The organism is Bacillus cereus group sp. MYBK30-2 (genome assembly GCF_051915945.1).
Taxonomy (GTDB): Bacteria; Bacillota; Bacilli; order Bacillales; family Bacillaceae_G; genus Bacillus_A; species Bacillus_A paramycoides.
In genome coordinates, this window is sequence record NZ_JBQAFR010000001.1 from 1381279 (window position 1) to 1393565 (window position 12287).

The window sequence follows — 12287 nt, forward strand, 5'->3', positions numbered from 1 at the left end:
GTTTTTCCTCCCTTACTGTCCGTTTAACCATTTTTTAATTACTTTTGCAGTACCTTCTACATGCTCTTTCGTGGCTTCCTGCACTTGATCATCTAATGTAGGCTCTGATGGCTCTACTGGTTCTGGTTTTGGCTCTGGTACTATTTTTTCTTCAGGAATTTCAAAAATACTTTCATTACTAGCAGCAACTTCCTCTTCTGCTAAGTATTCATCATATTCCTCTTCTTCTTTCTTTTTCTTACGTCTTGCTAAGAAGAACCATAATAGGCCACCAAGCGCTAATAATCCACCTGTAATTCCACCGAATAACCACCAGTTAATGCCACTTTCTTCTGGTTCTTTCGCTTTCTCTACTTTCGGCTGATCAAACTGAACTGTTACAACGTTAACTTGACCGTTTGTAAAGTTTCCATTCGGATCAACTTGCAGTCCAGCTGCCGTACCAATTGCTTCTTTAAATGTTGTCATATCAATTTTCCGCTTTACTAACGTATCGTTATCTACCCATACAACAACATTTGTTTTTGTTAATTCCGGATGTTTCTTAATTGTTTCAACTGTTTTATCTATTTCATAGTTTTCAATTTTGTTACCGTTATTATTATCATAGACGATTTTGCCATTTTGATTATTGTTCGTACCGTAATTTGGTACTTCACCGTTCGCTGTAATACCAGCGCCTTGCTTCGTATCTGCTCCTTCTTGTGCAGTAGAGCGTTCTTCTTGCTCTTGTTTACTACGAAGTACACCTTTATCACCATATTTTTCTGACTGACGTGTAACTTCATCATAATTTACAGACACTTTTGTATTCACCTTATATTCATTCGGCTTAAACATCGTCATTAACGTCGCATCAATATCTTGCTTTAATTTACCTTCAATTTGTTGTTGCATCTCAACTTCTTTTTCATAAGAAGAGGAACTAGTAGAATGTGCTTCATCTGCTCCTTTCGAGATAATACCTTTTTTGCTATCAATAACACTTACTTCTTCTGCTTTCACCCCAGGAACTGCCGCACTAATCATTTGCTGTATACCCGCAACTTGATCAGCTGTTAATAGTTGTCCACGTTTCACGCCAACAGTAATTGCCGCTGTTCCTTTCGCTTTTTCTTCATCAAAGATTGTTTCTTTTTCAGGTAATGTAATTTGCACATTTGCCGTTTCAACTGTCGCAAAGTTTCGTACAATATCTTGCTCCAATTGCTTTTTCGTACCGACAATCTGCTTCATTTTCTTATCTTGCTCACTTGAACCGAGCGAGCTTTCTAATAAAATTTCCTCACCGCTTTTAGAATTAAACGGTAAGCCCATTCCATTCATTTCTTTTCGAACCCATGGAGCATCATTCTTTTGCACTCGAATCGAACCATCGGCTGCTAATTGGTAATCAACACCTAGCTTCGATAATTCTGCTGTAATCTCTTGCTTATCTGCATCATTTAAATTTTGATATACAACAACATATTTATCTGGCAAGGTGAAGTATAAAAGTGCTCCTGTTACAATTGCTAAAAGCGCAGCACCAATCACTAACTTATGCCACGTTTTCAACGATTGGAAAACATTTTTTATCTTTTCCATTTAAACACACCCGTCCATTTTCCTAAATTTGCATATTAATTAGTGACTTATAATTTTCAATAAGATTATCGCGTACGAGAGCAGCCGTTTTCATTTGTGATTCAGCTTTCTTCTGCTGAATTAAAACGTCATGCGTTTCTCCTACCCCTTTTGTCAGTAAATCATATACTGCTGTCTGAGCATTATTTTGCGTTTGATTCATATCTTCCAATAAATCAATAAACTTTTTGCCTTCAACTACAGATGTTTCTGAAGTTTTCGGTGTGCCAATCGGCTGAATTGCTCCAAATGGCTGTGTATTTAACATTGGTTGGATTTTCATATTTCCCCTCTTCCCTCTTATCCTCGGCCGATTTCTAAATCTTTATCGAGCATTTTTTTGTTCGCATTTAATACACTTGTATTTGCTTCATACATTTTTTGAGCAACCATTACATTCGTCATCTCAGCTGTCACATCAATGTTCGGATAACGTACATATCCTTCTTCATTTGCATGCGGATGCGTCGGATCATACACAAGATTTTCATTTCGATCTGTTTCAATACTTTTTATTTTCACTCCATTAGTAGGAGCTCCATCTAGCATACTTGCAAAACTATTGTTTGATTCTAATACTACACTTCGACGGTGATACGGCTCTGCACCCGGCGCTCCCGTCGTATTTGCATTTACAATATTGTTAGAAGTAACTTCCATCCATTTTCTCGCTGTAGTTAGCCCTGAGCCACTTGCATTAATTGCCTGAAACATTGTTGTCTCCCCTTCTACTCTTAACGTCCACGCGCCGCTTGGTTAATTGCGTATTGCGTATTAATCGCATTAATTGAGATACCGTATAATTGGTTTGTTTTCATTAAATCTAGCATTTCTGTCGTTACATCCACACTATTCCCATCTTTATTCGTTTGCATTGATTTCGTTTGAATCTTTGCATATGTATTTTTCGCATTTGCTGTCGGTAAGTGCATTTCATTCGTTTGATATAAATCTGGATTACTCTGTAAATCCGCGGCATTTTTTTTGTATAATGCACTGCTCTTGTTCATTTGTTCAGCAAATGTTACATCTTGTGCTTTATAGCCAGGTGTATTCGCATTTGCAATATTACTAGAAACAGTATTTCGCTTCGTTACTAAATAATTCATATAATGACTTACATCACTAACTAAATCTGGCATATTCCACACCCTTCCTTTTCTATCATGCTCGTTTAGGGCATGATCATCCACTAATGGAAGTTTCACTTCATTATTCATTTCTTTATATGTATTTATTAAAATATTATCTATTATGTACCCTTACATATTTTATTCCATTTTCCCATTGTTGTCTTTAGAAAAATACAAAAATATAAAAAAGAATATAAAAAACTGTATACCCGTAATAATCCATTTAACATTTCGATATATGAACAATAAAATAACATCCATTTTTTTATTATTTATACTATTACCATTTTTCCATTACAGTCATAAAGTGAAACCTCAATTAGCGGAACGCCTTTATTCAAACAACGGAATGGATCCCCCTTTTAATAAGAGGAATCCGTTCCATACTTTCCAATTAATATTTACCGTAAAACGAATTAGCTTTCATTCGTCCATCATTTGTCATAATCATTTCTTCCAAAATCTTTTGCTTATCTCGAATATGCTGCGCTGCTTTAATTATTAATGGACTCACTTCCGCTGCAACATCTGCACGCGTCTTTTCATCCAAAGTCATCATCCAACGATTTAACAATGCACTTTTCTCAGCAAATTCTTCATCTGACACTTGCAATTCACCGATTTCATTAAAACAGCCGACAAACGCTTGATAAATATCATTGTTCATTTTCAAGTGCTCCGCGGTAACCGTCTATTAAATCTTGTAACACTTGCACAATCGCATCCATATCATTCGCTTCACGTGTTACTTTCATCGTTTGAATTTGAATGCTAATCCAATCATATAAACCAAATAGACTATCATATAAATCTTTAGTAATCTCAGGGTTTAATTGAAGCTTTAACTCTTCAAAAATACGTTCTAATTTTTCAAGAAGTGCATCTCCTTCTTGTAGTTTAAAACTATTTAATAGTTCTTCTAAATTACGAAACTCAACGATACATCTTTCATAAATAAAAATTGTATTTTTAATTGGATTACTCGTCATAATATCATTTTGCATATAACGTTGCCATGCTTGCATACAATCACTTCCTCAACTTTCATTAATCATCACTTTTTTGTTTTGTCATTGCTTTAATTGTTTTTAATTGGCTGTCTAGCGCCGCTAATGTACTTTCTAACTTTTGATACTTCTTCACGATTTCATCTTGTTTTTGCAGATTTTGTGTCTCAATATCTTTAATCTTTTTATCTAAATCATTTACACGTGAATCGATGTTTTTCACACGCTCTCCGACTACACCTTTATCACCAAATAGTTTATCAAGCGGCTCCTCCATCATTTTCCCTAAACCTTTAGAACCAAAGAAAAATTGCTTCGCTGCATCCGGTTTTTCTTTTAACGCTTGCGTTAATTTTTCGTCATTAACTTCCATCGTACCGTCTTGCTTTAATTGAATACCAAATGAGAATAAATAATTGCCATCTTGTGAAAAGGTTGCGACGTTATTCATTGCTTGACGTACACTTTGCATAATGGCTTGACCTTGAAAAACCCCGCCTTTTCCAGCAAAAATATCTGCTATATTGACCGCTTTATTGTAGTCAGCTACCATCTTTTTAATAATATTTGATGCGTCTGTTACATTTGAATCACTTACTGTAAACTTCAGATCTATACCTTTTGCTTCTTGATCTGTCGTTTTTGTACCTGCATCTGGTTTTTCTTCTACTTTTGGTCCAGTTACTTTTAACAATTCAATTTTCACACCAGGTAGAGCTTCAATTGTATTGGTAGAACTTTTACCTGGGATACCGTTAATACTATATATAGCATTTTGCGCTTCATTAATTGTATGGACTGCTGTGCCATCCGCATTAGCTAAACCAATATCTTGAAACAGTGTAGAAGTGTTCCCCGAAAAATCAATTTTTCCATCTGTTCCTTCTTTTTTCGAGGACATAAAAATTTTATCTCCAAGTGTATAAGCCGATACGCCATAATCTCCATCATTAATTTTATTTATTAAATCTTTATATGTCATTTCAGTTGTTACTTTTAGTTCTTTACCGCCTAGTTGTAATGTTTCATTTCTAGGAAGCTTATCATCCATTTTAATTTCATTAGAAGCTATTTGATGACGCTGTGCGAGCTGGGTAATCGTCATATTAAAAGTTCCTGCAATCGCTCCACCATCAGCTTTTACATTAATGTAACCGTCTTGTGTTGTTGTAACTTTTTTCTCATTTCCTTTAAAAGCAGCTAAATCTTTAAACGTTTGTGTAAAGGAACTAAACTGTGACTTTAAGCTTATATATACTTGTTTATCTTCCGTGAGTTTTTGCTTTTCACTTGTATATGGTGTTTTTCTCATATCTAACGCTTGCATTTCTAATTCTACAAAGTTAGAAGTATCGATCATATTATTTCCGAGGTTCCAAATCTGTTGTCTACCGCCAATACCTGTTAACGTCCCTGCCATATTTCTCACTCCTTATTCTTTACATGTAATCTAAAATGCTCGTTTTACTCATCGTACTAACTGCTTTAAGCGTTGCTTCATAAGTTGCATTAATATACGCTAGGTCAGAAATTGCTACCGCTAAATCGACATCTTCAATTTCTTTACGGTTTTCTTGAAGCGCTAAATTTTGCTCGCTTAAAATTGTTTTAAACGTCTCCATTGTGTTCATAGTTGAACCAACTTCAGTTGTACGGTTAATGATGCTATCTAGGTTTTTCTTATTTTCTCCTAATAACGGTTGCAAAGCTTTTTGATCACCGTTATTCATTGCTTCACTCATCTGTTTTAACGTTTTTATAACTGGTGATAATAATGCTTCCCCGTTACGAAATGCCTTTAATTCATAACCATCATTTAGTTTCCAGTTCACATCATTTTTTCCACCTTGATACGTACCATCTTCTGTAAATGGAGCTTGTTCAGCACTATCCCCACCGAAAATATAACGGCCTTGTTCTTTCGTATTCGCTAAATATACAACTTGTTTTAAAATTTGATCAATCTCTGCACCGATTGCCTTCAATTCTTTTTCGCTATTCGTCCCATTTAACGCTTGCACTGTTAATTGATCCGCTCTTGTTAAAGATTTAAAAACACCTTGTAACGTATTTTCAGTTTGTGTTAATACATTTTTCGAATCCGCTAAATCTTTTTGCATTTGTTCAATATTTACTAACGAATGCTGAATCGCAAATGATTTGCTTGCCGCAAGTGGATCTTCACTCATAAGAAGGTTTTTCTTCCCAGAAGTTACTTGATTTCGGTGGTATTGCTGTTGCACATTCAAATCCATCATCTGATTCTTTGCCCAGTTTGCATTTTGAAATGTAGATACTCTCATCTCTATCTTCTCCTTTATCTATATTTGAATTGGCGTGAAGAAAAAGCCGCAACTATCTACGGCGATTCCTTTCCATAACTTGGCCGCCCCCTTTTCCAACATAAGGAAAGGGATTTTTCGTTTTTATTTAACATGTGAGGAATTTATTTACTAAACATGGCTTTCTTATTAGCTAACTTATCCTATAGCCACCTCATATCTCTGGTCTTACAGGCTTGGTCCACTTAAAGGCTCTGTCCGCTTCTACACCTCGACGGATCCTCTCTTCCATCATAAAGAAAGAGCTTTTTCTTTTCTATTACATGTTATCTAATAATTGAAAACAAACTATCAAACACTTCATTCATAGTCGTAATAGCTTTAGAGTTTGCGACAAAATATTTTTGGAAGGCCATTAAATTTACCATTTCCTCTTCCATATTTACGCCTTCTATACTCATCTTTTCTTGCTGAATACCTTCTAATAAATCGTTATGAATATTTTGATAAGCATTCACTGCACTTTTATCAGAAGCTACACCGACTATAAATTGGTCTAATGCTTGTTTATAAGAAAGACCTTCTTTGTAATCTCCATCTGTAATTCCTGCCAGTTTATTTGCTGTTTCAGCGGAAATTTTCATTTTCGAAACATCTTTTGCGAATTCAGGATTTAACTGAATATCTTTCGCATGATCTCCAACGAAGAAATCTTTCCCCATCACTGTATTCACTTGACCTTTTACAGAACTCATTAATTCTTCAAGATTTTTCTTATAACTAGCAATCTTCGCTTTCGTATCTATCGCTGATTGAATTGCTCCACCATTTAAAGGAATATCCGATCCATAAATCGCAACAGTCATCGGTTCTTTTTCTTTATTTAATTGAAGTGGATATGTATCTTGTCCATTTACTGTTAAAACACCATTCATTCTAACACTCGCAATATTAGGATTCATAGATTCATAAGATACTTCTATATTGGCATACTTAGACATCTCTGTAACGATGCGATCACGTTCGTCTAAAAGTTGATTAGGTACTTGTGTGCCTGCTTGTCCAATTTTTTTATTCGCTTCTGCTAAACTAGCAGCAAGACGATTAAATTCATTCACATGTGCTTCAATATCTTCTGTCGTCTGTACTTCTGCTGTATCTAAGTTTTTCGCAAGACGATTTATCTGACTTGTGAACTTCCCGGTTTCAGAAACTAATGTATCGTAGTAGTTTGGTTGTTCTGGATTTTTTGCAACTTCGCGAAAAGCATTAAAGAAGCCGTCCATTAAACTAGATAACGAATTCTTTCCTGTCGTTCCTACCATAGACTCTACTCGTGATAAAGTAGAATTCATATATGCGTAGTAAGAGAACTGTGACAACTGATCATTAAATTGCTTCGTTTTCACTTCATCAGTAATTCGGTCAACTCCTAATGTTTGTACACCATAACCGATTCTCTGTTCAGGCGTATGACCGTTACTTGCTCCAACAGATCCGTAATTCACCATTTGACGCACATAGCCAGGTGTATGAATGTTAGATAAGTTTTGTTTCGTCGTTTGTAAACCCATTTGAGCCGCTAACATACCAGATAGCGGCGTATTATAATCAGATAATCTCATAATTCTTCACTTCTCCTTTACAATAGTTCATTCATAAAGATTTGCGAATTATTGTTTTTCTCCAAATTGTATTCAGAAACGGAATCCACAATACTTTCTGTAGTTTTTAATAGTACGTTTAAGTAATATTGATTTTTCAAAAGAATCATTTTTACATTTTCTTCTAGTTCATTTAAGTTTTTTTGTAATTCTTCCATTTTTTTAATTTCTTCCTGAGAAAAATATAAAAATAGTGAACGCATACGCAATGGCTCGACTTTCTTTTCTTTACAAAACTGAACAACCATTTCCTCAAAAGAGCGAGATAATCCTTTTACACCTTCTATGTACTGCAATTGCTCTACTTGCAGTTTTTGGACTGCATTAACATTTTTATGTTTTAAATTTTCATATATTTGTTCTCCAAGCGTATGAATATTTTCATATGCTTTTTGTATAATAACGAGCTTTTCATATAATTGTATGTACATATAGCTTCCCTCCTTTTACAAGACTAAATTTACAATTAAACCATGAATTTCTCCAATTTGATTTAACATTTCTAAATGCCCTGTTTTCGTATTAATTAAATTCATAACATCTTCCAACTCAGTTAATCCCATTTCAGCTTGTTTTACAATCGTCATTTTCTGTGAATATCCGTAACGCGGATGACGAGACATAACATCTTTATACTGCAATACATTATCAACGTAAAAATTCAAAAATGATTTTACAGTATTTTTGTATTCCATAACATTATCGAGCGTTAACTCTAATTCGATTTTCTCTTTAATTTCTCCAATGTTATCAACAAGTGCTTCCATTTGTTCTAGCAATTTATCTTTTTTCGGATTTGCATGCAAATTATCCGAAAAAGCAAGTCCTGTCCTGACATTTGCTTCTTTCGGCATTTGAGTAGCAGACGGTATATGCGATAAAATTGGATTATGCGAGATAGAACGCAGCATATATATCACCTATTTATTTTTCTATTTCTTTCTAAACCTAATCGTAAAATCCAGTTATTTATAATTATACTCTGAACACTGACATTTTGCAGTTATTTTTTATAGAAGATATGTTACAATTTAGCATGAGGTGGCACAAATCTATGAATATTTTCCTTTGTGGTTCAAATCAATTAACAGCATTAGATCAGGAAGAAATAAAAAAATTTTTAATTGACTATGCTCACAAACATAAAATTTACATATTATGTTATAAATCTATTGAAAATGAAGTTCTTCGTTTTTTCATCGAAAACGAAAGACTTGCTCAAAATTTATGCCTTTACACGCTACAACCGTTACATGTATTAACAGACGAATTTCAAGAAGTCGTTGATTACTTAAAAAAACACGGAGCTGAATTTGTTGCTTTTGATCATCCTTCTGACTCCATTTTCCGATCAGATTATATGTTTTTTGTAAAGCAAATTGTCGAAGATACCGATTTAGTTCTCTGTTTTTATAACGGAGATAAACATACGTCTGTCATTCCCGTTGACGTTGCAAAAGAAGCAGGAATTGATGCTGTTATTTATGATTTACCAGGCTTACATGAAAAGCAGATGAAAAAAAACTTTGAACAAAAAATTCGTATGATGTAAAGGGGGAGGCACAATATCGTTATTGTGCCTATTGTAAATATGATAATTGAACAAGATTATGATCATTTTATCGCGAGTTTTAAACAACAATTTAATATGGATATCGCTTCCTATAAGCAGGATAGAATGCGCCGAAGAATCGATGCTTTCATTTCGAGAAAAGGTTTTGAAGATTACGCGAATTTTTTAAATAATTTACGTATCGACCAAAAATTATTTTTAAGTTTTATTGACTATATTACAATTAACGTATCAGAGTTTTTCCGAAATAAAGAACGCTGGCAAACGTTAGAGACGAAAGCACTACCAAAGCTACTTGAACAAAATAATGGTAAATTAAAAGTATGGAGTGCCGCTTGCGCTGCTGGTGAGGAGCCGTATACACTCTCGTTAATCTTATCGAAGCATCTAGCTCCATTTCGCTACGAAATCCAAGCAACAGATCTCGATTTTCATATTTTAGAAACTGCGAAACGCGGCCAATATACAGAACGCTCTTTAAAAGAATTACCTATTGATTTGAAGCAGCGTCATTTCACAAAAGAAGATGATACATATATATTGCACCAAAACATTAAACAACAAGTTACATTCAAACAACACGATTTATTAATGCAGTCATTCGATACAAACTACGACTTAATCATTTGTCGTAATGTAATGATTTACTTTACAGAAGAAGCAAGAATAAAGCTCTATGAAAAATTTAGTCGTTCTTTACGAAAAGGCGGCGTATTATTCGTTGGTAGCACAGAACAAATTTTAACGCCTGAACGCTACAATCTTCAGCGTTTTGATACATTCTTTTACGAAAAAATATAGAAAAAGCAGGGTAATTCTCAATTGAATTAACCCTACTTTTTTTAAGTGTCCATAATTCGGGGTACAGTTCACTAATTAAAATGACGACCTTTTCTTATATAATACGAATCAATATGATACCTATAACCCATATAAAGAGAAATAGAGCCGTAACAGACCATTTATGCTCTTGAATCGTATGTTTCAACGCATGCGATAATTGCGTCATATTCATTTCTGCCAGTGCTCTCCACACACTGACATCACGTTCTTTAGAAATACGATCCGTACCGCTAATTAAAATTGTTTCGTTAGACAATTTCGTCATGTAAGCTGTAATAACCGTTATCATTAAATTTGTATTGCCTTCTGAAGAATCATTTTCTACTCTAGAAATGAGCGCACTTACATCGAGTAACGGAATATGTACTTTCCTTCCAAACGAAAGCTGCACTTCAGCGAAATCATACGTTCCGTCTAATAATGGAATTTCTTTTATATGCGCTTGCTTAATAAGCTCATGTAAACTTCTAGCAATTTGTTCATATATTTTTTCCGATTGCTTTCCTTCCGCGGACAACATATGTAACTTTGAAAACAACTGCAACACCGTATCCATTTCCTTAGAAAGCATTTCTTTTACAATCTTTCCATCACCTAAACTTGCAAGTAAAATTCCTATTTCATTATTTTTCAGAATAATTTGGGACTGTCCAGTAAACACCAGGTTACTCCGCTTTCGTTCTTTCTGAATTTCATGTTCTGAAATAGCTGCAGGCTGTTTTAATGGTTGTAGCGTCTTATTTTCAATTGTAGTACGTTTAATTTCCATTTAAGCGCCTCCACTACTATCAAATTATTAGCTCCATTCTTTATTACTCTTTAAAACTAAAAACAGTACAAATAATCCTGACATAACAGCAAACACATTAGAAGCCTGTACTCCCTGCTCACTTTTTTCTTCCTTCTTTTCTTGTTGTTCTTCTATTTTTTCTTTCTTTTTAGAAACGCCTTGATTATCATTTTTGCTTTTTTTGTCTTTATGAACCTTCACATTATTTACTTCCTTGTTGTCTTTCAACGGCTCTTTTATAACGTGGTTGATTTCCTCTTTCTCTTTCAACGGCTCTTTTATAAAATAGTTTACTTTCTCGTCTTGCTTCGGGATTTGAACAACTGGAAATTTCTCTTCCGGGAGCGGAATCTCTACTTTTGAATCTTCCTGCTTCTCAGTTTCTTTCTTCTCTTCTACTTTATTTTGATTTTCTTGTTCTTCTATCTTTTCATCATCTTTCAACTTTTGTTCGATAATAGAAACGATATATTCACTCTCTACAACAAGTTTATTGCCTGCCTCATCTATTACTTCCACAATAAGTTGGTATGGCCCAACAGGTAATGCTTCTGTTATTTCAAATATTTTCTGCCAATCCATGTCGTGTTTATTATAGTCTAATAAAAAAGTAATATCGTTACCTTCTTCTTTTCCTTTTAATATAACTCGCACTTCTTTAACAACAGATTCTATATCTAGCGTTTGTACTCGTATATGAACGGACTCTCCCTTTTTCCGTTCAATTAAGTTCTCTTTCGCCTCATCAATAGTAACTTTCTCTAATTTCGGCAATTCTTTATCTATAGTGGGTGTTTCATTTTTTATGCGAATGAGTGGGACATTTAATTCATTCTCTATTACTTCTTTCTTCTCATCTTCTGTATAACTTTCAACGAGCTGCAGGTTCCAATCACCTTGTAAATCATATATTCCAACTTTATAATTGGCGATCCATCGCTTCGTTTCTTCTTCATACTCAAAAGATATAATTCTTTCTTGTCTGTACTGCTCATCAGTTTTTTGTAATTGCAAAATGCCTTTTACACTTTGAATATTTTTCCCATTCGGTTCTACAGCAATTCGTACTTCTTCGCCAACCTTTAGTTCCTTCTTATTAACTGTAATAACCCCTTGGCCTGTCTCTATCTTTCTTGCTTCTTTTTGTTCTTTCTCTTTCTCTATTGCTTTTTTTTCATCTTCAACCGGGGGCATTTCCGCTCGTTCCGGCTGTTCCCGATTTTCAATATTTTGCCCTTCTTGCTCATTCACTTCGCTTATATTTTGATCTTTTACACTTATTTCTTCCGCATGACCTTGCAATGGGAAGAAAGTACATATATGTAAAAATAGCCAACTAACTAGAAAAAACTTTACGTTTTTCATCTTC

General features: G+C 34.4%; 15 protein-coding genes. 2 read left to right on the forward strand and 13 right to left on the reverse strand.

The genetic code is table 11. From position 1 onward, the window contains the following. Positions 1–12 precede the first annotated feature (12 nt). The 11 genes from fliF to ACTFQM_RS07250 form a co-directional block, all read right to left on the reverse strand. Positions 13–1587 carry a flagellar basal-body MS-ring/collar protein FliF gene (gene fliF / locus ACTFQM_RS07200; RefSeq protein WP_440033916.1) on the reverse strand — a complete coding sequence of 525 codons (1575 nt, stop codon included), beginning with the start codon at positions 1585–1587 and terminating at the stop codon, positions 13–15. Between the two features lie 22 nt (positions 1588–1609). Next, the gene (gene fliE, locus ACTFQM_RS07205; protein ID WP_265621102.1) at positions 1610–1909 is read right to left on the reverse strand and encodes a flagellar hook-basal body complex protein FliE; all 300 of its coding nucleotides are present in this window, start codon (positions 1907–1909) and stop codon (positions 1610–1612) included. A 17-nt stretch (positions 1910–1926) separates the two neighbouring features. Next, positions 1927–2340 (reverse strand): flagellar basal body rod protein FlgC, encoded by a 414-nt coding sequence (gene flgC, locus ACTFQM_RS07210; RefSeq protein ID WP_002030933.1) that lies wholly within the window; start codon positions 2338–2340, stop codon positions 1927–1929. Positions 2341–2360: 20 nt separating this feature from the next. Continuing rightward, positions 2361–2846, reverse strand: a complete 486-nt coding sequence (gene flgB / locus ACTFQM_RS07215; RefSeq protein WP_440033918.1) for a flagellar basal body rod protein FlgB — start codon at positions 2844–2846, stop codon at positions 2361–2363. 307 nt (positions 2847–3153) lie between these two features. Then, complete coding sequence (locus ACTFQM_RS07220) at positions 3154–3426, reverse strand: flagellar biosynthesis protein FlgG (RefSeq protein ID WP_328044967.1); 273 nt, start codon at positions 3424–3426, stop codon at positions 3154–3156. Further along, positions 3416–3784, reverse strand: coding sequence for a flagellar export chaperone FliS (locus ACTFQM_RS07225; RefSeq protein WP_002064624.1), 369 nt, complete (start codon positions 3782–3784; stop codon positions 3416–3418). Before ACTFQM_RS07225 ends, ACTFQM_RS07220 begins: the two co-directional genes overlap by 11 nt. A gap of 22 nt (positions 3785–3806) precedes the next feature. Continuing rightward, entirely contained in the window at positions 3807–5186 is a 1380-nt protein-coding gene (locus ACTFQM_RS07230; RefSeq protein ID WP_440033919.1) for a flagellar hook-associated protein 2, read from the reverse strand. A gap of 19 nt (positions 5187–5205) precedes the next feature. Beyond that, on the reverse strand, positions 5206–6069 hold the full coding sequence (locus ACTFQM_RS07235; protein WP_440033921.1) for a flagellar hook-associated protein 3: 864 nt from the start codon (positions 6067–6069) through the stop codon (positions 5206–5208). Positions 6070–6374: 305 nt separating this feature from the next. Then, positions 6375–7673 (reverse strand): flagellar hook-associated protein FlgK, encoded by a 1299-nt coding sequence (gene flgK, locus ACTFQM_RS07240; RefSeq protein ID WP_440033922.1) that lies wholly within the window; start codon positions 7671–7673, stop codon positions 6375–6377. Positions 7674–7690: 17 nt separating this feature from the next. After that, positions 7691–8143 carry a hypothetical protein gene (locus tag ACTFQM_RS07245; RefSeq protein ID WP_440033923.1) on the reverse strand — a complete coding sequence of 151 codons (453 nt, stop codon included), beginning with the start codon at positions 8141–8143 and terminating at the stop codon, positions 7691–7693. Positions 8144–8158: 15 nt separating this feature from the next. Next, positions 8159–8623 (reverse strand): YaaR family protein, encoded by a 465-nt coding sequence (locus ACTFQM_RS07250; RefSeq protein ID WP_440033924.1) that lies wholly within the window; start codon positions 8621–8623, stop codon positions 8159–8161. Positions 8624–8766: 143 nt separating this feature from the next. Here ACTFQM_RS07250 and ACTFQM_RS07255 point away from each other — a divergent pair, with 143 nt between their 5' ends. Further along, positions 8767–9264, forward strand: coding sequence for a flagellar motor switch protein FliG (locus tag ACTFQM_RS07255; RefSeq protein WP_400527358.1), 498 nt, complete (start codon positions 8767–8769; stop codon positions 9262–9264). Positions 9265–9303: 39 nt separating this feature from the next. Then, positions 9304–10086, forward strand: a complete 783-nt coding sequence (locus ACTFQM_RS07260) for a CheR family methyltransferase (protein WP_440034400.1) — start codon at positions 9304–9306, stop codon at positions 10084–10086. A gap of 94 nt (positions 10087–10180) precedes the next feature. Here ACTFQM_RS07260 and ACTFQM_RS07265 read toward each other — a convergent pair whose 3' ends face one another. Further along, positions 10181–10897 carry a hypothetical protein gene (locus ACTFQM_RS07265; RefSeq protein WP_440033925.1) on the reverse strand — a complete coding sequence of 239 codons (717 nt, stop codon included), beginning with the start codon at positions 10895–10897 and terminating at the stop codon, positions 10181–10183. Positions 10898–10924: 27 nt separating this feature from the next. Next, the gene (locus ACTFQM_RS07270) at positions 10925–12283 is read right to left on the reverse strand and encodes a transglycosylase (RefSeq protein ID WP_440034401.1); all 1359 of its coding nucleotides are present in this window, start codon (positions 12281–12283) and stop codon (positions 10925–10927) included. Positions 12284–12287: the final 4 nt, after the last annotated feature.

Excerpts from the sequence above, each read along its gene's own strand:
- ACTFQM_RS07220 (WP_328044967.1), bottom strand. The coding sequence starts at position 3,426 with ATGAACAATGATATTTATCAAGCGTTTGTCGGCTGTTTTAATGAAATC.
- flgK (WP_440033922.1), bottom strand. The coding sequence starts at position 7,673 with ATGAGATTATCTGATTATAATACGCCGCTATCTGGTATGTTAGCGGCT.
- fliE (WP_265621102.1), bottom strand. The coding sequence starts at position 1,909 with ATGAAAATCCAACCAATGTTAAATACACAGCCATTTGGAGCAATTCAG.
- ACTFQM_RS07235 (WP_440033921.1), bottom strand. The coding sequence starts at position 6,069 with ATGAGAGTATCTACATTTCAAAATGCAAACTGGGCAAAGAATCAGATG.
- ACTFQM_RS07230 (WP_440033919.1), bottom strand. The coding sequence starts at position 5,186 with ATGGCAGGGACGTTAACAGGTATTGGCGGTAGACAACAGATTTGGAAC.
- ACTFQM_RS07255 (WP_400527358.1), top strand. The coding sequence starts at position 8,767 with ATGAATATTTTCCTTTGTGGTTCAAATCAATTAACAGCATTAGATCAG.
- ACTFQM_RS07250 (WP_440033924.1), bottom strand. The coding sequence starts at position 8,623 with ATGCTGCGTTCTATCTCGCATAATCCAATTTTATCGCATATACCGTCT.
- flgC (WP_002030933.1), bottom strand. The coding sequence starts at position 2,340 with ATGTTTCAGGCAATTAATGCAAGTGGCTCAGGGCTAACTACAGCGAGA.
- ACTFQM_RS07260 (WP_440034400.1), top strand. The coding sequence starts at position 9,304 with ATGATAATTGAACAAGATTATGATCATTTTATCGCGAGTTTTAAACAA.
- ACTFQM_RS07225 (WP_002064624.1), bottom strand. The coding sequence starts at position 3,784 with ATGCAAGCATGGCAACGTTATATGCAAAATGATATTATGACGAGTAAT.
- ACTFQM_RS07245 (WP_440033923.1), bottom strand. The coding sequence starts at position 8,143 with ATGTACATACAATTATATGAAAAGCTCGTTATTATACAAAAAGCATAT.
- ACTFQM_RS07265 (WP_440033925.1), bottom strand. The coding sequence starts at position 10,897 with ATGGAAATTAAACGTACTACAATTGAAAATAAGACGCTACAACCATTA.
- ACTFQM_RS07270 (WP_440034401.1), bottom strand. The coding sequence starts at position 12,283 with ATGAAAAACGTAAAGTTTTTTCTAGTTAGTTGGCTATTTTTACATATA.
- fliF (WP_440033916.1), bottom strand. The coding sequence starts at position 1,587 with ATGGAAAAGATAAAAAATGTTTTCCAATCGTTGAAAACGTGGCATAAG.
- flgB (WP_440033918.1), bottom strand. The coding sequence starts at position 2,846 with ATGAATAATGAAGTGAAACTTCCATTAGTGGATGATCATGCCCTAAAC.